The sequence below is a fragment of the Paenibacillus xylanilyticus genome, from assembly GCF_009664365.1.
Taxonomy (GTDB): domain Bacteria; phylum Bacillota; class Bacilli; order Paenibacillales; family Paenibacillaceae; genus Paenibacillus; species Paenibacillus xylanilyticus_A.
On record NZ_CP044310.1, the window covers coordinates 4,943,102 to 4,967,284 of the forward strand.

The window sequence follows — 24,183 nt, forward strand, 5'->3', positions numbered from 1 at the left end:
TTAGGTCAAGTTTGTCAAACCTGAATATCTATCGTCAAATTACTCTATTTAGTTCACGCGTTCCAGCGTGTACCGATTACGCGGAATTTTGAGACCCAGGTTTTCCCGAAGCGTCTCATGCTCATATTCGGTTCGGAACAGTCCTCGTTCCTGCAGAACAGGGACAACCAGATCCACGAAATCCGCCAGTCCATTCGGCACAACCGTACGGATATTGAATCCGTCTGCGGCTTCACCTTCAAACCACTCTTGGATCTGGTCGGCGATCTGGTCGGGTGTTCCAATGAAAGAGGTTCGCGGCGTAGATGCTCTTAGCGCGACTTGGCGGAGAGTCAGCCCCTCTTCTCGTGCCTGCTGTTTGATTTTGTCCGTCGTACTGCGGAAACTGTTGCTGCCCACATCACCAATCTCAGGGAAAGGCTCATCCAGCGGATACTGGGAAAAGTCATAATGGTCAAAATAGCGTCCCAAATAATTCAGCGCGTGGTCAATACTGACCAGTCCGGCAATTTCCTGATACTTTTGCTCTGCCTCTTCCGCTGTTCTGCCCACAATTGGACCGATACCCGGGAAGATCAGAATGTCTTCAGCCTGGCGTCCATATGCTACCGCTCTTGCCTTAACATCCCGGTAAAACTCTCTTGCTTCCTCAAACGTCTCATGTCCCGTATATACAGCATCTGCTGATTTCGCTGCCAGATCTTTGCCGGATTCGGATGAACCTGCCTGAAAAATGACTGGATAACCCTGTTTTGAACGTGCCACATTAAGCGGTCCCTGTACGGAGAAATGGTTCCCTTTGTGATTCAGCGTATGCAGCTTGGAAGGGTCGAAGAAGACACCATTCTCCTTGTCCCCGACAAATGCGTCATCCTCCCAGGAATCCCACAGTCCTTTGACCACATTCAGGTGCTCTTCAGCAATTTCATAGCGAAGCGCATGGTTTGGATGTTCGCCTTTGCCAAAGTTCAGTGCCGATCCTTCCAGTGGGGAAGTGACTACGTTCCAGCCCGACCGTCCTCCGCTAATTTGATCCAGTGAAGCAAATTGCCTCGCTACCGTAAACGGTTCGCTGTAGGAAGTCGATAATGTCGCAACCAGCCCAATATTGGAAGTGGCTCCTGCCAGCACAGACAACAAGGTCAAGGGCTCGAAGCGATTCAGAAAATGAGGATTGGATTTTTCGTTAATAAAGAGACCGTCAGCAATAAATAGGAGATCGAACCTGCCTTCCTCCGCTTTACGCGCCTGTTTTTTGTAAAAATCAAGGTTAACACTGGCATTAATCGGAATGTCAGGGTGTCGCCAGAAGGAAATACTGTTCCCGACTCCGTTCAGATTGGCCCCCAATTTCAGTTGTCGTTTCGTCATATTCAAGTCCTCCCTATGTTTTCGTGGGTAATCCGGTCACTCTTGTTCACTGGTTTCATATCACTTGCTTTTACCACCCAGGCAGCCCCGAGAAGTACGATCCCTGTAAGCAGAAAAATGAAAGGAATCCCGGTCCATCCACCAAGCAAGCCGCCGATCAAAGGACCAAGCACAATACCGAATTGGCTCGCCGTCTGGCTGAGACTAACGGCCCTGCCCCGGAAATCCTGCTCCGCATATTTGATAATTAATGCATTGAGAGCCGGGTAGACCGCAGCGAAGAACAGACCATAGATAAATCGCAAACTTCCAAAATACACGAGATTATACGCAGTTAGCTGAAGAAGACTGCCAATACCGCCGCCGATCAGCCCGATAAACAAGGTTTTCTCATACCCGATCCTGCCACCAATCTTTCCCCATCTGGGTCCCATAATGACTGTCGCTACCCCGATGGCTGAGAATACGATGCCTGCACTGAGTGTCGCATGGCTTACATCTCCACCGATCTGAACGACATACAGCGTAAGCACCGGTTCAATGATGAGCACGGACGTGGAGACGAGTAAAATGAGTCCATAGATCCGCATTAAACCGGGAGTGGATGCGGCTCTCTTCAGATCTCCCAGAATGCTGGTAGAAGCCACTTTATGGCTTCTGCGCGACTCTTTTACGCCAAGAACCAGCAGAGCCGAGAACAATGTAATGATCCCGGATGCAATAAAGCATCCACGCAGCCCAATCCATTGACTGAGCACACCTCCAGCAAGAGGCCCAAGAATTCCGCCTGCTGCAGTGGATGTGGAGATGACACCCAGCGCATAACCGACATGTTTCTCCGGCGTATTCGTGCCGACTAATGTGATGGAGGCCGGATTGAATCCTGCCATGAGTCCCTGAAAGACCCGAACAGCGATGAAGGTGTAAGGATCCTGAACCAAATAGTTGGCAGAATGGGCAATCGCCAGCCCAACACCTGAACGGATCAGCATCAGCTTGCTGCCGTATTTGTCAGCCAGTGATCCCCAGAAGGGCGCACATAATCCGCTGATCAAAAAGCTGATCGAGATCGAGACACCGGACCAGGCCTCCAGCCCGTTCTTAATTCCGAGATCATTTTGCAGAAACAGGGGAAAGAACGGCACGGACAAGGTGTACGACATATGATTGAAAAAAAGCCCCAACCACAGAATATACAGATTACGCTTCCAATCCGGCATGTCGGTATTCTCCATAGTATATAATTCCTATAAAATAAGTAGGTTATTATTCATATTAGGATATGCATGCTGGAAAGTATAATAGAAAAGTTCAATAGACCCATTCAAGAATTAAATGAATGGGCCTGTCGTTGTGCCATATTACACTCAATCTTCTGTTAGCTGGACGGACATAAACACATCTACCTCATCTTCACGATCTACAACAAACCCGAAACGTTCATATAAATGCTTCGCCCGGCTCCCCTGCAGCACATTCAATGTGACACGTTTACCTCTGACTTCGTCCTTTTCCAGTAGCTTTTGCAATACTTCGGTTCCAATTCTCCTGCCCTGAACATCCGGATGAATATAAAAGTGCTCCAGCAGAGCACCCTCCGCCGTAGGCTTCAGTGACACACAACCTACAGACGAACCCTCCAGCTGAATAATCCAGGTATAGATCGGATCGAATGTGTTCCGGAAACGTTCCCGAACCTTCACCTCGTCGTACCTTCCCAATCTGGTCAGATCATCATACAGAACCAGAGCACGCAAATCAGCAAGCCGCTCCACATCTTCCTGCACAGCTTGATGCATCGTTAGTTGGTTCATTGTTACGACCTCCATATCATTACTCCAAGTACCTATTTCTTCGCATATGTACTACTTCTTGCTGACTCTACATCAATTCATTATCCATTTTCTTGGCACGTATAATCTCGCGGATAATCTTCGAACGATTCCAAACGACAAATTTGAAGACGTGTCCATCCTCCATCGTAATTGTAATGCCATTAGGAATGATTCCCCAGGTCTTTCGTTTCTCAATCCTGGTCATGCCCCAGATCTCAAGTTGAAGCCATTCGGTCTGAATATTCAGACCATGTGGAATAAAGACCAATCGTTCATTGGTAAGGAACAGCTTTCCCCCAACGCCTTCAAATCCCCTTAACCAGTTCGCATTGATGCGTTCAAAAATGACATATTCCGTTGAACCCAACTCTTCCATTGCTGTCAGTCTCCTTTGATCAGCCGATCTTGATTATTCTACCAGTTTGAATCTCTCTTATTATAGGTCGTTTCTGCCCGTTTAGGAATATTTTCGCACCTGATTATGATCAGAAAAAAGCATAGTCCACCGGATATCATCCGACATGAACAATGCTTTTTTCTCTGTTGCTATTTCTATGAAAAGGAGAAGCCTCTCTTCCCTACATCTCTTGTAGGATGCCTTTGACAAGCCCGATAAAGGTCGTCTTCACTTGTGCAGCCACTTCGATGACTTCATCATGACTGAGCGGTTGATCCAGAATGCCGCAGGCCATGTTGGTCAGACAGGAGATGCCCAGCACCTTCATGCCGCCATGGATGGCTACGATCGCTTCAGGAACCGTAGACATACCTACAGCATCCGCACCCATTGTCCGAATCATGCGAATCTCGGCTGGTGTCTCATACGCAGGGCCACTCCACCACGCATACACCCCTTGCTGCAGGCTGACCTTCTGCTCTTCTGCAACCTTAAGCGCAATACTGCGCAACTCGCGGCTGTATACCTGGGATACGTCAGGGAAACGCACACCCAGATCGGCATTATTGGGTCCCATCAATGGATTGTTGCCTACCAGGTTAATGTGATCCGTAATGAGCATCAACTGACCTGGCTGGAAGCTTGTGTTGATCGCACCGCAGGCATTCGTAATGATCAATTGTTCGACACCCAGCGCCTTCATGATGCGAACCGGAAACGTCACTTCATCCAGCGAGAAACCTTCATAATAATGAAGACGCCCTTTCATGGCTACGACCGTTTGGCCCATTAGTTCACCAATGACCAGCTCGTTAGCGTGACCAACAGCTTCAGATTGTGCAAAATACGGAATATCCGTATAGGGAATAACAGTAGCATTCTCGATCTCGTCCGCAAGTGCTCCAAGGCCGGAACCGAGGATCATGCCTACGGCAGGCTTGGTGTTGATTCGGTTTAATATGTAATCTCTAGCTTCTTGAATATGTTCGGATTGATGCATGAATGGTTTCCTCCTGATATCTGTATTGGGGATTAGCATAACTATATATCAAGTGTAATGAACAATGGACATGATGTAAATGGAAGTCAGCAGCCATTACATCTCGACAGCCTCACGCTGTATACGTTAAGGATTAACACCCGTCTGTAACACTTGGAAATATATTCGCAAAAGCTTATCAAAATCAGGAGTCTCTTCCTGAATCTGCTCTATATACTTCCACAAGATCAATTCTTCCGTTTCGATGTTAATGACCTCGTATTCCATTTGTCCGGACTCCCATACGGTTACTTGGCCCATGGCACACTCTGATTCATGAACAACCCCGGTCGAGGGATCTGGAATATATTGTTCATTCACACGTCCATGGTTCACCGGTTCGGTAGTAATATGAAGTGTTCGCAGCGGGCCTGCCTTCAGTTCGGCCCATTGTACGAATTTCTTTTGAAGCAACGTGATATGCACCTCCCTAACGACTCGCACGTCCAAGTTTCTCATGATTTCCTTTCTAATCATTATACTTCACCTATGCACACAAAAAACGACCCTCAGCCAGAGAGTCGGTTGCCATGGTATTTAATTCAGTGAATGTGTGGTTCTGCCTTTTATGTGTTCGATCAAGATGAGCGGTATGTCTGCCGCAGATAACAGGCCAGCTGCAGATGAAGCAGGTGCTCCTGGTTACTCAAGGACATGCCCAGAATCTCTTCAATTTTGCGAATCCGCTGATACAGTGTATTGATATGAATATGAAGCGTGGCTGCCGTCTGAGCAGCAGATCCTCCGGAAGCCATATATGTCATTAGCGTTTCCTCCAATCCGCCGGTCTGCCCTTTGGCAGGTCGCAGGGGCTCAAAGATCTCTGCCATAAACGTATTCAGATCCTCCGCAGATTGCCGGATGAACAAACGGTTGACACCAATATCCGTATAGCGAATGGTTCCCCGTTCTCCCCTTGTCTTCTGATACGCCAGTGCCTTATCGCCCTCCTGGAATCCCGTATTAATCGCATCCACGCCTGATCGGATTGAACTTAAACCTCCGAATAATTTCACCTGATTTCGACTCTCCCAGTCCTTCACCAGGGAGCTGAACTGCTGCTCCAGCTTACCAGGTTTAACCCCATCAGTCACGATCAGCAGCAAGGTAATTCGCCTCTCATCCCCAAACGCAACAGGCAGCGTTCCGCTTGGCATTTTCTCTCTCAGATAAGCAATGAGCTGAACGGATAAAGGACTATAGGTGGATGGGTTCAGCCTATCCGCAAACTCCAAAAGACCCACTATGATGGATGTTGAAGGACCGATCCCGATCTCCCCTGACTTCTGCCAGTAATCCTCCGAGTCCTGACTAAGTCTCAGTTCATTGAAGAATTGCTGTGTTTTCTTGAAGTAAAATTCAGCCAGAGACTGCTTGCGCATCAGTTCAAGAGCCAGAATGGAGCTTCCCTGCTCCAGCGCAATTAACTGCAATGGTTCCAGCGGAGTATTCATCTGCATAATCAGATAACCGAGACATTGATTAGCCGAAGCAATCGGGTACAAATATTGAAATACCTGGCTATCGTCGCCCTTGATACATGTCAGATAATCAGGATGATGTAAGGATTCGTACAGATTGCGCAGCTTCTCCATATCCCAATCATTCAGGACACTGCTCCGTTTGGGAATCCATTCATTATCAATAAAATCGATAAATACGATGGGCACGCCAATGATACGTGTCAATTCGTTAACGATGGATACCGCACCTTTATTTTGGAGGGACAGCCGCATTAAGGATGAGTGAATCTCGTCTCGTTTGATGAGTGTTTCGTTCCGTTTGCTTAGATCCTCATAGAGCTGGGCATTCGTGATGGCAATGGAAACCTGGTCGGCAAAGCTCTGCAGGAGTCGTACATCCGATTCCGTAAATATGGGGACCCTTCCTTTTTGATAAACGATTAACACGCAATCCGGCTCTCCTCCCACCTTGATCGGCACCGAAATGATGGACCCGATATTCTGAAAGTCGTATGCCGAATTCAAATGAGACTTGTTGTCAGGAGTCATGTTTCCAAAATCATCTTCCACTGTGGAGAAACTGTTGTAAAGCTTGGGAGTGCCTCGCTTGAACGTACTGCCAATGATGCCTTCACCCGGCTTCAGCTTCATTTTCAGCATGCCCTCGCCCATTTCGCCAGCTCTTGCCTTAACCTTCAGTGCATCAATTGCAGGATCGTATCTCCATAACACTCCGATACATTCATAAGGTATAACCGATAGAGCACTCACCAAAATCCGGCTCAACAGCTCATTCAGATCTAACAGCTGAGTCACATCACGGATACTGTTCATGATTTCGTTCAAGGCACGTTCATGCTTGATTGCCACAGCCTCCGTATAATACGGGTAGAGTAATGAGGATAGCGTAACTAAATCTTCCGCAGAACAGTGCCAGTTCTTAAAAACACGAATTGCCACGCATATATTATTGCTATATGGCAGAAAAACTAACACCATTTCATCTAATTCTTGCTCTACTTTGGGGTGTTGAAGAGGGAGACTTTCATCAAAACAAGGTGGTATACTTTCCTTTTTGCCAATGGCTTCATTCAGCACCCAATCTTCCCAATTACTGCTGATCCAAACCTCATAATCGCATTTCCCCAACCGTTCTCTCAGGATTTCATGTAAGATTCCATTCAACAGAGCCACCCCCAAGTCAATGTAGGTTTTCACATAAAACTACAATTTATTATACATATATATACATTGTGTTGGTACCCCCTCATCCTGTAACTTTATATCAACACAGAAATCAAGTTAACAATCGATGAGAAAGAAGGTAACACAATGTCCAAAATCATGCAAAGCAAACACTTCAAGTACATTGTTCTCGCTCTCTTGTTTCTCGGCTGGTGCCTAGGCAACCTCGACCGCTTCGTCATCAACTATGCCATTGTAGGAATAACTGAGGATCTGGGTCTGGGCGCTTCCGCGCAAGGAATCATTCTCAGCAGCTTTTTCCTCGGGTATGCCATTATGCAAATCCCGGGCGGAGCACTCGCCGACCGTTTTGGCTACCGTAAGGTCATTCTTGTTTCCTTGTTCTCCTGGTCCATATTCACCATTCTGACCGGGTCTGCCTGGTCATTACTCTCTCTTATCTTCGTTCGTTTCCTGTTTGGTATTGGTGAAGGCAGCTTCTTCCCTTCCGGTTCCAAAGCTATCGCCACCAACTTCCCGGTCAATCAGCGAAGTGGAGCCATGTCGATCATGCTGGCATCCGCTGCAATTATGGGGGTTGTCACTCCTATTTTGACTGGACATGCCCTTGTGACCATTGGCTGGCGCAACCTGTTTTACATCATCGGTGCGGCGGGCATCCTCATCACGGCGCTCATGTTCTTTTTATTAAAAGAACCTGCGAAATCGGCGCTTACTTCCACTGCTTCAGGCCAGCAACCGAAAACATCACTTAAAGACGTTCTGAAAACGCCTATGATCTGGAACTTGTTCATCAGCTACTTCAGCATCTATGCCGTCAACTGGGGACTCCAATCCTGGATGCCAACGTACATGGTCAATGTCCGGGGACTGGATATGACGGAAATGGGACTGCTTGCAGCCATCCCGGCCGTCGTCAGCATTTTCACCATGCTCCTCAGTGGCTATGTGCTTGACCGTATCCCGGCTGGCAAAGATCGGATTATCGCTTCCGTATTCGGTGTACTGGTTGCCTTCTTCCTGTACCTCATGGGCTCCTCGGGAAGCATTGCCACATTTATTACGTACATGACAATCGTAACGGCCATGGCTGGATTTATTTCCACGCTGATCATTTCAAAATCACTAAAAACCATGCCCGAATCTGTAGTCGCAACGGCCAATGGATTCATCAACACAGGTGCACAGCTCGCCGGTTTCCTGACACCGATGCTGATCGGATTTCTGGTAGAGGCTTCAGGAGGATCTTATGCAACGGCCTTCATCATGTTGATCGCCTTCGCTCTCATTTGCTCCCTTTCGTTATTCTTCTCGCGTCGTTCGAAACAAGACAGTGGTTCTGAAGTGCAGGCAACAGCCGTTTAATGACGCAGCAGCTTAGTATCCTTTTTTCAATAAAAATCATGCCGTAACAAACAAGCCATTTCGTACTCATCATAAAACACATGTAAAGAGGTGTATTCCATGACAACAACGATTGATCTAACCCAATATATATCCGATGCCATTGAAGGAAAACGCGAGGTATTCACCCAAGCCAGTGACCGAATCTGGGAATTTGCAGAGACAAGGTTCGATGAATTTCAATCCGCAGAGCTGCTGATCGAATTGCTTGAATCGGAAGGCTTCACGATCGAGAAAGGTGTTGCCGGACTGGAGACCGGTTTCATCGCTTCCTATGGTTCGGGGCTGCCGGTCATTGCCTTACTGGGCGAATATGACGCACTGGCTGATCTCAGCCAGGAAGCAGGCATCAGCACATACCAGCCCGTTCAGCCGCGTGGTAACGGTCATGGATGCGGACATAACCTGCTTGGCATAGGCGCTGTGGCTGCGGCAGTCGCAGTCAAAGACTATCTTCAAGAGCATCCGGAAACCCAAGGAACGGTGCGTTTCTATGGATGCCCGGCGGAGGAAAGCGGATATGGTAAAACGTATCTTGCTCGCGAGGGCTATTTCAAAGACGTAGATGCTGCGCTCTCCTGGCACCCCCACTCCATGAATGCAGTAATGCATGGAAGCTCCAATGCAGTCATTCACGGCACCTTTACTTTTAAAGGCATTAGTGCTCATGCTGCTGCCGCTCCCCACCTGGGTCGAAGCGCTCTCGATGCCGTTGAGCTGATGAATATCGGTTCCAATTATATGCGGGAGCACATGATTGATCAGGCCCGGATTCACTACGCCATTACCAACTCGGGCGGTTTGGCACCCAATGTCGTGCAGGCGGAAGCCGAGGTCACTTATCTCGTCCGAGCACCGAAGAGCGCTCAGGTACGGAGTCTGTTTGATCGTCTGGTGAAGGTCGCTGAAGGGGCCGCCCTGATGACGGAAACCACGATGGATTTTAAATATGAAGGCGCATGCGCCAACCTGATTCCGAACAGCACGCTTGAGAAAGTGATGCATCAGCATCTTGTGGCTTTCGGCGCACCTGAATATGCAGAGGACGAATACGATTATGCCAAAGCCATCTATGAGACGCTGCCGTTCCAAAATCAGCAGGAAGCTGGCGCGTTAGTTGGTCCTGAACTCGCCCCTCTTCTGGCCGAGCGACCGCTGCCGAACTTTATTGCTCCGTATTCAGACGAGAAGGAGACCTTCATGGGTGGATCAACCGATGTTGCCGATGTCAGCTGGAATGTGCCGACCGCGCAGTGTATTACAACCACGATGGCCTTTGGCACACCGCTTCATGCTTGGCAAACCGTTGCCCAAGGCAAGAGCAGTTTTGCTCACAAGGGCATGCTGCTCGCCGCCAAAGCGATGGCAGCTACGGCCATTGAATCCATTCTGCATCCAGAGATCGTCAAGGAAGCACAGCAGGAGTTGCTGGACAGACTCGGCGGGGAAGTGTACGACTGCCTTGTTCCCGCAGATGTACAGCCTCCCAAACGGGGAGAATGAGACAGTGAGGTTCAAAGACGTATTTTCCATTATCGGTCCAGCCATGGTTGGACCGTCAAGTTCCCACACTGCAGGAGCAGCAAGGATAGGACGCACGGCTCGCCAACTGTTCGGCGAATGCCCTTCCCATGCGGAAATCATCATGTTTGGCTCTTTTGCCGCAACATATAAAGGACATGGTACCGACACCGCCATCGTTGGCGGGCTGCTGGATATGGACACGGATGATCCCGGACTGCCCGAGGCTTTTGCCCATGCAGACATGGCAGGCATGCAAACTGTCATCCGTCCGGGAACAGGTCTGTATCCGCATCCGAACACGACAGAGATTGTACTGACCAACGCAGCGGGAACTCGGACATTAAACATGATCGGTACGTCAATCGGCGGAGGGAATATCGAGATTGTCCGGATTAACGGCTACAACTTGAAGCTGACGGCTCTCTATCCTACACTCATCATTCGTCATAGCGATGAACCCGGTGTCATTGCTGTCGTCACTCGCCTGCTTGTAGATAATCACATCAATATTGGACACATGTCTGTGGATCGTAAGAACCGGCGGGGTGAAGCCATGATGGTGCTTGAATGTGATGGCCGGATTGACCACGCCGTGGTGCGGCAGATTGAAGTGATTCCGGAAGTCCAGGAAGTCACGCTGCTCCACCTTTAATTTGAATATTGGAACTATTTACCGCTTAATCGATAAAGGAGCCTACGCCAATGAACTTTCGAACGCTAAAACAACTTGCCGAACTGGCGGAGACCCGCAATCTTTCCCTCGGCCAGCTCATGCTGGAAGAGCAATGTCATGAATCAGGCGAAGACACGGGTACCGTGTTCGGCCAGATGCAAGAGTATTATGAGATTATGAAAAGTGCGGTGCATCAAGGTCTTCACACCGATACCACTTCCAAAAGCGGCTTAACGGGAGGAGACGCCCGTAAATTGATGGCTTTTCGTGCAGATGGACAGTCCATGCTCGGTGACCATGCCAGTCTGTCGATGAGTTACGCACTTGCAGTATCCGAGGTCAATGCCTCGATGGGTCGAATTATTGCTACACCGACGGCGGGTTCCTGCGGTATTATTCCCGGGGTATTTATCAGCAGTCAGGAGCGATTCGGCTGGACCGATGAACAGATGGTCTACGGCCTGTTCGCCTCCGGGGCAATCGGTTACGTCATTGCCAACAATTCGTTCATCTCTGGTGCGGAAGGCGGATGTCAAGCGGAAGTGGGGTCAGCCATCGGGATGGCAGCTGGAGCGCTGGTGGATATCCGGGGCGGGTCTCCTTCCCAGGCCATCCACGCCGTTGGGCTTGCGCTGAAGAATACCCTTGGTCTGATCTGTGATCCGGTAGCGGGGCTTGTCGAGATTCCATGCATCGTACGGAACGGGTTTGGTGCCATTACTGCTCTCGGAGCCGCCGATATGGCGCTGGCCGGAGTCCGCAGTGTTATCCCTTCCGATGAGGTGGTACAGGTCATGCTTGAGGTTGGATCGGCCATGCCTGAATCATTACGCGAAACAGCAGGCGGCGGCCTCGCCCAGACCCCGACAGGGCGCAAGATCACACGGGATTTGCAGCATAAATAAAGATCAGGCATGTCATTTACACTCAGAGAGACGGTCAGAACGCCTCTCAAGGTAAATGCATGCCTGTTTTTTTGTTTGACGTGATGATGTATTTCAACCATTGAACCGCTCGTACATTCTTCAGATAAGTTCAGTTAAACTAAAGGGGGCTACAGCTATAGCTTGTCCACCTGCAGCAGCGTAACCTGTTTTACGGTACACGCAGGACTGATTTGCTCTTCGGATAGCACGTTCAGCTTGATCAGGCTTTTCAGCTTATGACTATCTACCTTGGACAGCAGTCGCCAAATGTCCGGATCAGGCAGTGCGGCATACAGCTTCTGATCATCATATTCCTTGCGGTGCTGAAGCACCGTTTTCACCGTATAACTGCCAAACTGTGTCTCATATACCCCTTGTTCCGCACAATATGCGACAATCTCATCTCGAAGTACAGATAATTGCTGCTCAATCTCTTTTTGCTGCTGCTTCAGTTGAAAATAGGTTTGCACCTTCTGTTCCATGACCTATCACGCTCCTCTATACCATAGGTATGCAGGAAACGATCGTTTAGGACAGGCTATTCTGACATTCTATCAACTTCCTTTGGCATCTTATCTCCATTGCAACAGACTCTCATTCAAATATGGATTATGGATGGCAATTCTATGAACTCGCTGCATTACGTTTGGTCCCATGGGTACATCGGTGACGCGGCTTAACAGAATCCAGCGCAGACAAGCGATTGCTTCAAAAACCTCTTCATCCTCCAGCGAATAACTTGCTGTACGCCTAAATTCAGCACAATACGTCTCTCCATAACGCTCTCCATTGTAGATCGTAATCAGAAAAACAGACCATGCAACATCGTACCTCGGGTCGCCCAATTGTCCGTTCGTCCAGTCGATAATGGTATAGTCGTCTTCCATCTCAAGAATGTTACCCAAATTATAATCCCCATGGATTAAGCAGTCCTGCCTAAGCTGGACGCGCTGAAGAAGATACGACAGATGAGTGCTGATGTCTTCGTAAAGCTCTATGGAAGGAAAGAAATAACCAACAAAATCATAGCTGGATATGTACGCTACAACTTCTCCTGTATCTGCTTCGTTTAACGGAAAACGATGGACCTCCATTAAATGTTGAGCCAAATGTGCCAGCCTGGAAGATGTTAATTCGGTCACAGGTACGCCATCATAGCTCGTTAACAGCACCTGATTATGCTCCTTATCCCTGCCCCAGCCATAAGGTGTGGAGACACGAATCCCATTATGGAGTAGTTTGGATAACAGCTTATATTGGTTGCCTACATTTGGTTTGGAATCCTTGTTCCATATCTTCAGAACATACGGCTGATCATCAAATACGATTTGCATCACATCCGCTTCCAGTCCAGGTGACAAAGGAATAACATCGTATCCCCCTTTCATCATAAGCCTTAGACTTTCATCCAGCTGAATCCAGTATATACGACTAAGTTCGATGGCCATCACTTCCTCCTCTTCAGCACATGGCCTTATCTCCAGTAAAATAGATGTTCCCACCATTTTTTAGCTGGTCATGGGTCTACCCGATCCGGGGTCAGTCAGGGATAATCAGGCCTTTACCAATCACATTGGCGGATACCGGTTCCTTGCCCAATTCTCTGGCCCATACCGACAATTGTCCCATATGGTGAATTTCATGAGCGATGACGTGGCGCATCACTTCTCCCCATGAATCTATTACAACTTTGCCATTCGGTAGATGATCAATATGAGCTTTCTTTTCCATGCTCGTGTCCCACGCCAAAACAAATGCCTCTACATCGGGACGCAGCTTGCGATCGAATTGTCGTACTGCTTCAAGGCTCTTGTAGTGTTCAAAATCTTCCGCTCCATCCGGCTTACCTTGCAGAATCTGAAGCCAGCTCCATTCTACATCAATGATATGGAAAAACGTCTTCAAGATGCTCCCTACCCCGCCTGTACGAGTCCTCAGCAATTCTTCAAGCGGTAACTCCTCACACCACGCATACCACTGTTCACGCACCATCCAGTTATAACGAAAAAAAGTTTCCATTCCCATTCCTCCTTTTCCGGTTGTGTTTCTAGAGTGTTTTGATCAATTCCGTATTGGCAAATGTGGTATCTGAATGCTCAAGATCTCCGTATATCCCGCTAATCTGATTGAATCCGGATTTAATCCAGAATCGTAATGCAGGCCAGTTTTTGAGCGCCACGTTGATTCTAATTTCCCTGTATCCGAGTGAGGAAAGATGGAGACTCAGTGCTTGAATCATTTCCTGTCCATATCCTTGCTTCTGAATATCACTTTGGATATATAAAAATTCAAGATAAATGGAATCCTCAGATGGGTAACCATGGTACATGCTCAGCAGACCGATTTTTTGATTTTCTTCTACTGTACGGATCGATTGAATCCGGTAATTCTCCAACTTTCCTCCCGGTGGAAGATTGCCTTCTTTAACGCATTTCTTCACATAATCCGGTTCATACTCCCGTCCGTCCCATTGTTGTAAGTAACAGCTTGTGTTACAAATAGACTGGATTTCGGGGATCTCGTATTCTTTCACATCTGAAATAATGAGTCGTTCTGACTTCCATTCCTCTGGAAGCTGTTTCATATTCATCACTCCAATGTATTGTTAGGCTCTTCTCCAAATACCTGGATCGGTCCAGTCCATCGTTCCTCATTCAGGATTATCTCCCTATACATTCCTTCCGTATAGCTCTCAATAACACGATTCCAAAATTGATTGGCAGGCTTGTTGGCGAGCGTTTGCCGAATCTCCCACGCTCCCGGGAATTGATCAAAGACGTGGAAGGCTGCTCGTTTTCCATATCCTTTGTTTCTATACTTCCGCACAATAAAAAAATCACTAATGATATTTGTCCTGGATGCCTCACTAACATGCACGAACTCTCTCGGAACATCCAGCATTAATAAGGCGAAGCCTGCTATCTCCCCATTCACTTTGATCATTAGGGGTCGTCTGTAGGTGTCCGTCCATTGATGATCAATATACTTGTATAGGTATAGCCCGTGAATAGTCAACTCATGTCCATCGAACTCACTTGAATCATATCGATATAGCTGCATCAGGTTATGTAATACATGTTTATCTTCATAATCTATCGTATTAATTTCTACCATTTCTCTTCTCCACTCTCCCTTCCTGTTAAGCAATTTTCTTGATGATTATCACTTTCACCTTCTATCATAACCCACCATATGGATAAAACTAAGAACCCATGATTTCAGTTCTTTACTTTTCTGAACGGGTCAATCTCTTTTTTATATAGTGGAAGACATGAATTGCTGCATAAATAAGTAGGACATTAAACAAATAGGAGAGCACTTGAATGTTGACACCTGAAAGAAACCAAATTGTATCAGGGGGACTGTGATGGTGATATTCTGTGTAAAATCGAAAGGGGAAACCGTACTCCGTTCTCGGTGGGCCTTCCGTGTATGCAGTTCCAGGAATAAGCATGACAGCTAACATGGAAGGCCCAGCGGAAAGGTTGAGTATTCTATAATTAATGTTCAATCTATCTCCCCCCACTCATCTAGGACTGGCTCAAACTCTTTCTAAACGTAACGCGCGAATACCCTGCTTGAAAATAATCCTTCTCAAACTTCGATACCGAGTAACCAATCGATTTATAGAATACTAATGTGTCTTCATTATCTGGATGGCCGAGGGTGTGCAGCATAACTTCTGTTACTCCTTTTTCTTGAATCGCTTCACATACATGGTCCAAAAGAGTTTTCCCGATTCCCTTTCTCAGATGCCTGGGCGATACAACAACACCTACGATTTCATACGATTTTTCATCATTGTTATACATAAACCCGGCATGTCCTACAATCTGGCTCATCTCAACTGCGACCCAGTATTTCGAATTACTGGAATGATTGAAATAGCTCTCCCAACGTTCTGGATAAAGGTTAATGATAAAAGCGGGAAACTGCAGCGCATATTCCTCCATTAAATGACTAACAAATTTCGGATCCTGTGGTTCCAACTGTCGGTAAGATATCACAACCATCACCCTTTTATAAAATGGACCTTCCTAAATACTGCGCTAACTATAGCTGCTTCTAAATCTCGGCACTTCTAAGACGGTGGTCATTATCAAAGTATGCATGGATTCTGTGACCACCGAACAATTCTCCATCATCATATTCACAGTATATATCTTCATGCCTAATCACGATGTCCAGAAGTTTGATGGAGGCTGCAAAGGTCTCCGGAGTTACATCATATTTTCCTGCATCGACTTCATCCCAATCTAGATGTTCATCGTCTTCATCATATTCAGGCCAGAAATCATTTTTATAGCTCGTTAATTCATCTGCGATGGATACCTTAGCCTGCTTATCGAACTCATGCAAAACCCTATATAGGTTCTCCGCCCGCTGCATTATCTCATAAAAATTAGCCTTATCATCCGATATTTCTAATGTCCAATGTACAGGACCTTTCTCATACGTGTATGCCTTGCTCAATTCTTCATAAATAAATGTTCCGATAAGCTCGCTGTGAATCGATTTTTCCAACTTACAGCACCTCCTAACAAACACTGTTTACACTATTCTCGTTTTTTGTGAGCCCTGAAGAGAGCCTCCAACCCAAGATCAATCAGCACAAAGATCATAGCTGCAAGTACACCATATAAGGTTAGAGGGAACGTTTCTTTAAGATTAAAAATATTCTCTCTAGCTCCGATAACCAGATAAAATATGTACATGCCGACGAACCCAGCGCACGCGTAACTCAGTAATTTTACAATTAGGTAGAGTACATAATTAGTAAATCTGAATTTGTTCAGCAAGAAGTCTACTACGATCGACAAAGGTAACCCTATCAAAAAGATCAACGGAGCTGCATATATAGGGTACACTGCAATATAAAAACCAAAATCATAGGTTTCACTCATGGATAACAAGCTTGCAGCTAAACTAAACAAGATTACGGTTAAAAGTGAAGTTAACAGCTTTCTACCCAGGTTCATTTCACCACTCCAATATGGGTATCCACAATTAATCCAAGGTACTTATACGTCCGAATCCGCTGGTTTCCAGCCTACTTCCTGAGACCACAGATGGGCTTTCTGCAAGATCTCCCACACTATAGGCCCTTTGCCCTCCACATACTTTGAACGTTGTTCCTTGTATAAACGCATGAGCCTATGCTTTTCCTCCGCATACTTCAGGCAATCCAGTGGATGTTCTCGTAAATAATCCCTAAACAGCAATGTCATCTGCTCCGAAAAACTCCCTGCTTGCCTAACGTGTACATGCGTTCGTCTATTCCCTGGTGCTTCGCGGAAATATCTTTTGCTCTGATCGGGATTATCCTCCCTAAATACAAAGCCGACCCTTTCAATATCCAACTGGAAATCCGGTAAGTTATCGAGATTCAATACCGAAATTTGAATGTCAATAATGGGTTTGGCGTCTAAACCGGTGATAGAAGTTGATCCGACGTGGTCGATGCGAAGAGCTTTTTCTCCTAATGCCTCCCTCAATCTGGATCCCGTCTCTAGAAACAACGACCTCCATGCCGGGTCATGCGTTGCAATTCTCCATTGCTCTTCCATACAGAACCTCAACCTCGTTTCGATATGTATTGGCTATATCATAAATAACAAGTCATATCACGCTTTTGTTGTTCATTATTTAATATTTCTTACTCCTTCGTATAATGAGATTGAAAGTGCTTCTTCCCAATTACTTTTATCAATAGTTTCAATAGAAATTGGTATCAATTAATTTCCCTTCCCCTTAAACCACTTTCTTAGTTGATTAATATGAGCTTGATGGTACCGATTATGGTCGGCCATATGCCATATTCCCCAGCGTAGTGTGGCTTGTTTTTCATGGTTATGCCCGAAAGTTACTACACGGTCCAAATCAGTATCTGTTAATTGCTCACATGTCTCTTTCAGATCCGTTATTACTCCCTCATATTGAGAGATAAGCGTCTCCCTTGACACTCCACTCACCATTGGAAGGTTATTGTTTTCATCGATCATCGGGCCGTATTGTTCTATCAATGACTGGGGCAGCGGTACTCCCTTGATCCTGTAAACCCAGTTTAGATCAACGTATAGGATATGTTTTATTAACTGAGCCGTACTGTTGAGGTTATGATCGGGTCCCTTGTAGTCTACTTCCTCCTGTGACATTCCTTCTGTAATGGTTTGAAGTCGCTGGCTATTCTCTCTCACTGCTGAATATAGCATCCCAACTACAGGTGACATATTGGCTTGGCTTTGCAGGTCATGCAGCATATTATTTTCCTCCTTGCCTTGTTCATAGCAGCATATTGTAGGTCATTCCATGAAATATAACTACGGATTCGGATAGGTCTCTTGTAAGAACTTAACCGACTGGTTTATAAGAGCTTTCAAAATATCCACATGAATGTCTTCGACTTTATTAATATACACGCATGCTTTTCCTGACGTGTGTTTCCCCAGGTCCTTTAATAGTGATTCTCGTTCTGTATCTCCGGTTGCAAAATATAAACTGATTTTCGCTTTTCGGGGTGAGAATCCCACCAGCGGGGCATCGCCTTCATGTCCTGAAGCATATTTATAATGATACGCACCAAATCCAATAATGCTCGGTCCCCACATTTTAGCTTCATAACCTGGTGTTTCAGCAAAAATATCCAGCAACGTATAAGCATCCTCACGTTTCTTTGGATGATCCACGCTCTCAATAAACTCAATAACGCTATTGTCTGTCTCTTTTGTTTTTTGCTTGTACATCATGATTCACTCCTTTTCAACCTGATTGACAGGCCGGATCTGTCCAGCTTCTCGCAGCTGATGATTCAGTTCATCCAATGATTTTTGTAGTGATTCCATTCTCCTCAACCCTGCGTATTGATTACTAATTATGCCTGCAAAACCAATAACCACGACTATAATGAGATAAAGCAATGGAATCCCTCCATAGTGAATTGAGTCCAGATCATATTCTTTAAAACACTTCTTAGAACATGTGGTGGTGATAGACAGCTAACGAGTTATAGAAAGCTTAAAAACTATTCATAACATCTATATTTTACTCTTTCCTAAAATAGTTTTCCTTCTTTGTTGAAAAATACTTGAGTAGACTGACACCCACGCATTTATTCGTATCTAAAATGCAAAAAAGTAAAGGATCTGACCAACGCGGTCTGACCCTTTACTTTAAAAAGTCCTATTGAATCAAATTCGACTTCTTGAGTAATTTCTGAAGTAACGTAGCCACTTCAGCACGTGTAATTTTGTTCTTTGGTTGAATCGTAGTTACTGTTCTACCATTCAGAATATCCATCGCTAAGCCAGCTGCTATATGATCTCTGGCATAGCCGGAAATTAACGATTCATCTTTAAATTCTTGCAGCAACATGCTTATTTGATCAGGTGATAAATTCGGATGGATTCCCGTGATCTTCATGGCTTTCGCAATAATAGTCATAGCTTGTTCTCGAGTGATGGTATCCATAGGAGCGAACTGAGCATTGCTATAACCCTCAATTAATTGATACTCTCGGGCTGTGTAGATATAATCAGCAAACCAATCAGACTTATTTACATCGATGAACGGAGTTTCGCCACTTATCGGTACTAAACCTAGCGCTCTTATAACCATAGCTGCGAACTCTGCACGTGTAATATCCCTATTCGGTTCAAATATATCCTCACTAACTCCCGTAGCAATCATTCGGGATCCCATATCATTGATTGCACTTTTTGCCCAATGGTTTGTCACATCAGTAAACTCGACTGGATGCCAGACCAGCGTGTACAAACTATTGGTCAAGCTATTAACCACTGCGTAGTAACGATCATCTTTTTGCTCAACATAAGTCGGTACATGATGAATGGAACCATCCAAACCTACAACAATTCCTGTCGTGATCTGATTTCGATCCACAGTCTGCGGAATAGTAATAAACCGTTCAACGTACGTATTGAAGCGATTTATTTCCTTTCTTGAACCATTAAATTCAGCCATTAACTTAAAGTGAACTGGGTCCATTAAAAGCAAAGCACTATTTGAATTCGTCGAATCCTTTGCAATGCTTGTTTCCGACGGAAAGGCTTTAGAGATCGTTACTTCAATCGTCATGTCAGATAGCGATTGATCTGCCCGAAGTTGGTCCGCTAAAGTTCCAATTGAGATTTGGCTCGCTGGTAGCCTATATATAGCGAGCGGGGTAACCAGTTCCAAGACGGCAGATTGGTCCACCATTTTCTTAACGACATCACCTGTTAGCAGTCCCACAATGGAGTCTGATGACACATTAACAGGAATAGTCACTATAGCGTTCTGACCTTCTCTCGCCAGCCATTCTAGCAATTTCTTAGGATCCGGCGTAATGGTTGTAATGCTTCTATTTTCAACGACATTGGTTTCCAACTTGCCAATATTCTCTGACTTACCATTTATTATGACAGGAACTCCCGTTGGCTCCGGCTGAGGTGGGTCCACAGATGGCGTTCCGCCACCTTGAGAGCCACCCCCACTACCGTTATTCCCCGAATTTCCACCGCCACCTGAGCTACTGGAAGGATTCACAGTGAGAACCAAGTTCGTTGTTGCTATCTCCCCGTCTCCATAAACAGCTGTAATGACGGAAGAATAGGTTCCTGCAGGCAATCCTACTACTGGTCGAACAGTCCACGTGTCGATACTTTCACCCGCAGCAACATTTTCTCCACTTCCCTCAACCACAAATGTGCTGGGTTCACTTGAAGTAAGACTTTGGATGGTTGTATCGACCATTCCGGCATTCGTAATGATTAATTTCTCTGCTGAAGGTTGTTCGTAACCAACCGTTACCGGTGCAAATAATGGAGCGACAATACTTAAAAAAGGTATCGTTTCTGAAATATCCTCAAACTCTGCACTAATAGTAACATCCCCGTTTGGCATGATGAAGACATCACCCGTTATCGGATAGTCCACAGAATTATAGGTATATTTTAGTGATCCTATTTTCAATCTCTTCCCAAAATCCGGTAGGATGTTCAAACTAATTACGTTACCAGCTGGAGCATTAATAGGAGTAGCAGTAATCGTGCCATCTACCAGGTTGTTTATAGTTACGTTGTACAGTTTGATTTGAGTAACTACGTTAATTGTTGCACTGCCCGACTTCGTGCCATCCACTGTCGAGGTTGCGGTAATTGTATATGGACCTGGAGTGGCATTCGCTGCCACACTTACCAATCCATTCGCATCCACCGTGACATTGCCATTTGTGTCACTACTGCTCCACGTAACGGATTGCGATGCTCCTCCAACGACATCCACCGTCGCTGTGAGCTGTTCCGTACCCCCTTGCACCACACTTGAGTTCGTTGGCGTCACGGTTACGCTGTTCACTGCCGGGGCAGACGTTACCGTCACCGTTGCACTGCCCGACTTCGTGCCATCCACTGTCGAGGTTGCGGTAATTGTATATGGACCTGGAGTGGCATTCGCTGCCACACTTACCAATCCATTCGCATCCACCGTCACGTTTCCGTTTGTGTCACTACTGCTCCATGTAACGGTTTGCGCGGCTCCTCCAACGACATCCACCGTCGCTGTGAGCTGTTCCGTATCCCCTTGTACCACACTTGGGTTGGTTGGCGTCACGGTTACGCTGTTCACTGCCGGGGCCGAGGTTACCGTCACCGTTGCACTGCCCGACTTCGTGCCATCCACTGTCGAGGTTGCGGTAATCGTATATGGACCTGGAGTGGCATTCGCTGCCACACTTACCAATCCATTCGCATCCACCGTCACGTTTCCGTTTGTGTCACTACTGCTCCATGTAACGGTTTGCGCGGCTCCTCCAACGACATCCACCGTCGCTGTGAGCTGTTCCGTATCCCCTTGTACCACACTTGGGTTGGTTGGCGTCACGGTTACGCTGTTCACTGCCGGGGCCGAGGTTACCGTCACCGTTGCACTGCCCGACTTCGTGCCATCCACTGTCGAGGTTGCGGTAATCGTATATGGACCTGGAGTGGCATTCGCTGCCACACTTACCAATCCATTCGCATCCACCGTCACGTTTCCGTTTGTGTCACTACTGCTCCATGTAACGGTTTGCGCGGCTCCTCCAACGACATCCACCGTCGCTGTGAGCTGTTCCGTACCCCCTTGTACCACACTTGGGTTGGTTGGCGTCACGGTTACACTGTTCACTGCCGGGGCAGACGTTACCGTAACCGTTGCACTGCCCGACTTCGTGCCATCCACTGTCGAGGTTGCGGTAATCGTATATGGACCTGGAGTGGCACTCGCTGCCACACTTACCAATCCATTCGCATCCACCGTCACATTGCCGCTCGTGTCACTACTGCTCCACGTAACGGATTGCGATGCTCCTCCAACGACATCCACCGTCGCTGTGAGCTGTTCCGCACCCCCTTGTACCACACTTGGGTTGGTTGGCGTCACGGTTACACTGTTCACTGCCGGGGCAGACGTTACCGTCACCGTTGCACTGCCCGACTTCGTGCCATCCACTGTCGAGGTTGCGGTAATCGTATATGGACCTGGAGTGGCATTCGCTGCCACACTTACCAATCCATTCGCATCCACCGTGACATTGCCATTTGTGTCACTACTGCTCCACGTAACGGATTGCGATGCTCCTCCAACGACATCCACCGTCGCTGTGAGCTGTTCCGTTCCCCCTTGTACCACACTTGGGTTGGTTGGCGTCACGGTTACGCTGTTCACTGCCGGGGCCGAGGTTACCGTCACCGTTGCACTGCCCGACTTCGTGCCATCCACTGTCGAGGTTGCGGTAATCGTATATGGACCTGGAGTGGCATTCGCTGCCACACTTACCAATCCATTCGCATCCACCGTGACATTGCCATTTGTGTCACTACTGCTCCACGTAACGGATTGCGATGCTCCTCCAACGACATCCACCGTCGCTGTGAGCTGTTCCGTTCCCCCTTGTACCACACTTGGGTTGGTTGGCGTCACGGTTACGCTGTTCACTGCCGGGGCCGAGGTTACCGTCACCGTTGCACTGCCCGACTTCGTGCCATCCACTGTCGAGGTTGCGGTAATCGTATATGGACCTGGAGTGGCATTCGCTGCCACACTTACCAATCCATTCCCATCCACCTTCACGTTTCCGTTTGTGTCACTACTGCTCCATGTAACGGTTTGCGCGGCTCCTCCGCTAACATCCACAGTGGCTGTGAGCTGTTCCGTACCCCCTTGCACCACACTTGAGTTGGTTGGCGTCACGGTTACACTGTTCACTTGTGGAGCAGGAGCAGATTTTATGTGCCCATCATAAGTTTGACTGTCATAGCCTACTGCAACCGCTCGTCCCCCACCTATACTGATGTCAGCAAAATCAATTGCTGAGGAGCTATCACTCCACTCCTCTACCCAGGCAACACCATTTAATGAGGTTGCAACTCTTTCATTTGTGCTAACAGTATAAAATTCCCCGGAATTATAGGTCACTGAAGCCAGACTAGTGTAGTTCGGTAATGTTGAAACACTCCAATTTTCTCCATCATTTGACACGTATGCCCGGCCACCTTCACCTACCGCTACAAAGGTACTGTTTCCATAGGCAATATCGAAAATAGCTTGACCTGGATTAGTCGTATAAACCTGAGTCCATACTAATCCATCAGTAGATCGGTAGATTTTGGATCCCTGTCCTTCGATCTGAGTTGTTGCAATAAACATACCGTTACCGTAAGTTAATCGATAAAAGTTAGGGATAGTATTATCCACATACACCACTTCTGGTGTCCCACTTCCTGTAAATGAATAAAGTTTATCTTGCCCCGCTAACACATAACGGTCGGTAACAGGGTTATAAGCAATATCATTAATATGCGTGCCTGCTAGAGATGGATTCATAAGAGTCCATCCTGTAGTGGGATTACTTGTCTTATAAACTCCACTCGATCCGGTAATATACCACGTTGAATTTAAATATTTCAAATTAGTAGGTTCCATGGCAATTCCAAGATAGCGATTATCCCAAGTCATGGAATCTGTCGATAGATGGTAATCTAAGAAATAACCTAACGACATAAATGTACCGTTTCCATATTCAACTAGATATTGAAAACTTCCTGGTTCTTGATGCACATGACTCCAAGTAGCCGCATTCACTTTAGAAGATAAAATTCCACCACTAAATGAACTAATAAGTAACACACTTGCCAATGCAATTCGGAGTAAACGATTTAAACTCCTTTTTCTCAGAAACAAAAACATGTCCGGCCCCCTTATACTAGATGAAATTAACAATGTTCATTCATTGCTTATCTATTTCCCGATGAAGTTTGTCGAATGATGAAATGGAAATTACTCTCATCATAAACGAGACTTTGATAT

At 46.6% G+C, this 24,183-nt stretch carries 22 protein-coding genes; 4 read left to right on the forward strand and 18 right to left on the reverse strand.

The genetic code is table 11. The features are described 5' to 3' along the window. Window positions 1–48: 48 nt before the first annotated feature. From F4V51_RS21945 to F4V51_RS21975, 7 genes are all read right to left on the reverse strand, one after another. The gene (locus F4V51_RS21945) at window positions 49–1,371 is read right to left on the reverse strand and encodes an LLM class flavin-dependent oxidoreductase (RefSeq protein WP_153979628.1); all 1,323 of its coding nucleotides are present in this window, start codon (window positions 1,369–1,371) and stop codon (window positions 49–51) included. A 2-nt stretch (window positions 1,372–1,373) separates the two neighbouring features. Next, entirely contained in the window at window positions 1,374–2,591 is a 1,218-nt protein-coding gene (locus F4V51_RS21950; RefSeq protein ID WP_153979629.1) for an MFS transporter, read from the reverse strand. Between the two features lie 147 nt (window positions 2,592–2,738). Further along, window positions 2,739–3,185: a GNAT family N-acetyltransferase gene (locus tag F4V51_RS21955; RefSeq protein WP_153979630.1), complete on the reverse strand. Its 447-nt coding sequence runs from the start codon at window positions 3,183–3,185 to the stop codon at window positions 2,739–2,741. Window positions 3,186–3,252: 67 nt separating this feature from the next. After that, window positions 3,253–3,582: a GRAM domain-containing protein gene (locus tag F4V51_RS21960; RefSeq protein ID WP_153979631.1), complete on the reverse strand. Its 330-nt coding sequence runs from the start codon at window positions 3,580–3,582 to the stop codon at window positions 3,253–3,255. Window positions 3,583–3,784: 202 nt separating this feature from the next. After that, window positions 3,785–4,603 (reverse strand): purine-nucleoside phosphorylase, encoded by an 819-nt coding sequence (locus F4V51_RS21965; RefSeq protein WP_153979632.1) that lies wholly within the window; start codon window positions 4,601–4,603, stop codon window positions 3,785–3,787. Window positions 4,604–4,729: 126 nt separating this feature from the next. Next, window positions 4,730–5,056: an immunity protein TriTu family protein gene (locus tag F4V51_RS21970; RefSeq protein ID WP_153979633.1), complete on the reverse strand. Its 327-nt coding sequence runs from the start codon at window positions 5,054–5,056 to the stop codon at window positions 4,730–4,732. 164 nt (window positions 5,057–5,220) lie between these two features. Beyond that, entirely contained in the window at window positions 5,221–7,290 is a 2,070-nt protein-coding gene (locus F4V51_RS21975) for a helix-turn-helix domain-containing protein (protein WP_153979634.1), read from the reverse strand. Window positions 7,291–7,437: 147 nt separating this feature from the next. Here F4V51_RS21975 and F4V51_RS21980 point away from each other — a divergent pair, with 147 nt between their 5' ends. The 4 genes from F4V51_RS21980 to sdaAA all read left to right on the forward strand — a co-directional run bounded on the left by F4V51_RS21980 (window position 7,438) and on the right by sdaAA (window position 11,817). Continuing rightward, window positions 7,438–8,676, forward strand: coding sequence for an MFS transporter (locus F4V51_RS21980; protein ID WP_227780164.1), 1,239 nt, complete (start codon window positions 7,438–7,440; stop codon window positions 8,674–8,676). A gap of 99 nt (window positions 8,677–8,775) precedes the next feature. Further along, the gene (locus F4V51_RS21985; protein WP_167301706.1) at window positions 8,776–10,218 is read left to right on the forward strand and encodes a M20 family metallopeptidase; all 1,443 of its coding nucleotides are present in this window, start codon (window positions 8,776–8,778) and stop codon (window positions 10,216–10,218) included. A 4-nt stretch (window positions 10,219–10,222) separates the two neighbouring features. Continuing rightward, window positions 10,223–10,891, forward strand: coding sequence for an L-serine ammonia-lyase, iron-sulfur-dependent subunit beta (gene sdaAB, locus F4V51_RS21990; RefSeq protein ID WP_153979635.1), 669 nt, complete (start codon window positions 10,223–10,225; stop codon window positions 10,889–10,891). 50 nt (window positions 10,892–10,941) lie between these two features. Further along, complete coding sequence (gene sdaAA / locus F4V51_RS21995) at window positions 10,942–11,817, forward strand: L-serine ammonia-lyase, iron-sulfur-dependent, subunit alpha (RefSeq protein ID WP_095359693.1); 876 nt, start codon at window positions 10,942–10,944, stop codon at window positions 11,815–11,817. Window positions 11,818–11,972: 155 nt separating this feature from the next. On the opposite strand, the gene F4V51_RS22000 is transcribed toward sdaAA, so the two are convergent. From F4V51_RS22000 to F4V51_RS22050, 11 genes are all read right to left on the reverse strand, one after another. Beyond that, window positions 11,973–12,320, reverse strand: coding sequence for a hypothetical protein (locus tag F4V51_RS22000; protein WP_153979636.1), 348 nt, complete (start codon window positions 12,318–12,320; stop codon window positions 11,973–11,975). A gap of 90 nt (window positions 12,321–12,410) precedes the next feature. Further along, the gene (locus F4V51_RS22005; protein WP_153979637.1) at window positions 12,411–13,286 is read right to left on the reverse strand and encodes an aminoglycoside phosphotransferase family protein; all 876 of its coding nucleotides are present in this window, start codon (window positions 13,284–13,286) and stop codon (window positions 12,411–12,413) included. Window positions 13,287–13,377: 91 nt separating this feature from the next. After that, entirely contained in the window at window positions 13,378–13,857 is a 480-nt protein-coding gene (locus tag F4V51_RS22010; RefSeq protein ID WP_153979638.1) for a DinB family protein, read from the reverse strand. A 28-nt stretch (window positions 13,858–13,885) separates the two neighbouring features. After that, window positions 13,886–14,422, reverse strand: coding sequence for a GNAT family N-acetyltransferase (locus F4V51_RS22015; protein WP_153979639.1), 537 nt, complete (start codon window positions 14,420–14,422; stop codon window positions 13,886–13,888). Window positions 14,423–14,427: 5 nt separating this feature from the next. Further along, complete coding sequence (locus tag F4V51_RS22020) at window positions 14,428–14,952, reverse strand: GNAT family N-acetyltransferase (RefSeq protein ID WP_153979640.1); 525 nt, start codon at window positions 14,950–14,952, stop codon at window positions 14,428–14,430. A 416-nt stretch (window positions 14,953–15,368) separates the two neighbouring features. Beyond that, on the reverse strand, window positions 15,369–15,845 hold the full coding sequence (locus tag F4V51_RS22025; RefSeq protein WP_162009970.1) for a GNAT family N-acetyltransferase: 477 nt from the start codon (window positions 15,843–15,845) through the stop codon (window positions 15,369–15,371). A 58-nt stretch (window positions 15,846–15,903) separates the two neighbouring features. Further along, complete coding sequence (locus F4V51_RS22030) at window positions 15,904–16,362, reverse strand: DUF2262 domain-containing protein (protein ID WP_153979642.1); 459 nt, start codon at window positions 16,360–16,362, stop codon at window positions 15,904–15,906. A 497-nt stretch (window positions 16,363–16,859) separates the two neighbouring features. Next, on the reverse strand, window positions 16,860–17,405 hold the full coding sequence (locus F4V51_RS22035) for a GrpB family protein (protein WP_153979643.1): 546 nt from the start codon (window positions 17,403–17,405) through the stop codon (window positions 16,860–16,862). A 168-nt stretch (window positions 17,406–17,573) separates the two neighbouring features. Further along, window positions 17,574–18,098, reverse strand: a complete 525-nt coding sequence (locus F4V51_RS22040) for a DinB family protein (RefSeq protein ID WP_153979644.1) — start codon at window positions 18,096–18,098, stop codon at window positions 17,574–17,576. A 60-nt stretch (window positions 18,099–18,158) separates the two neighbouring features. Beyond that, complete coding sequence (locus F4V51_RS22045; protein ID WP_153980812.1) at window positions 18,159–18,581, reverse strand: DUF1801 domain-containing protein; 423 nt, start codon at window positions 18,579–18,581, stop codon at window positions 18,159–18,161. Window positions 18,582–19,017: 436 nt separating this feature from the next. Further along, window positions 19,018–23,700: an Ig-like domain-containing protein gene (locus F4V51_RS22050; protein ID WP_162009971.1), complete on the reverse strand. Its 4,683-nt coding sequence runs from the start codon at window positions 23,698–23,700 to the stop codon at window positions 19,018–19,020. Window positions 23,701–24,183: the final 483 nt, after the last annotated feature.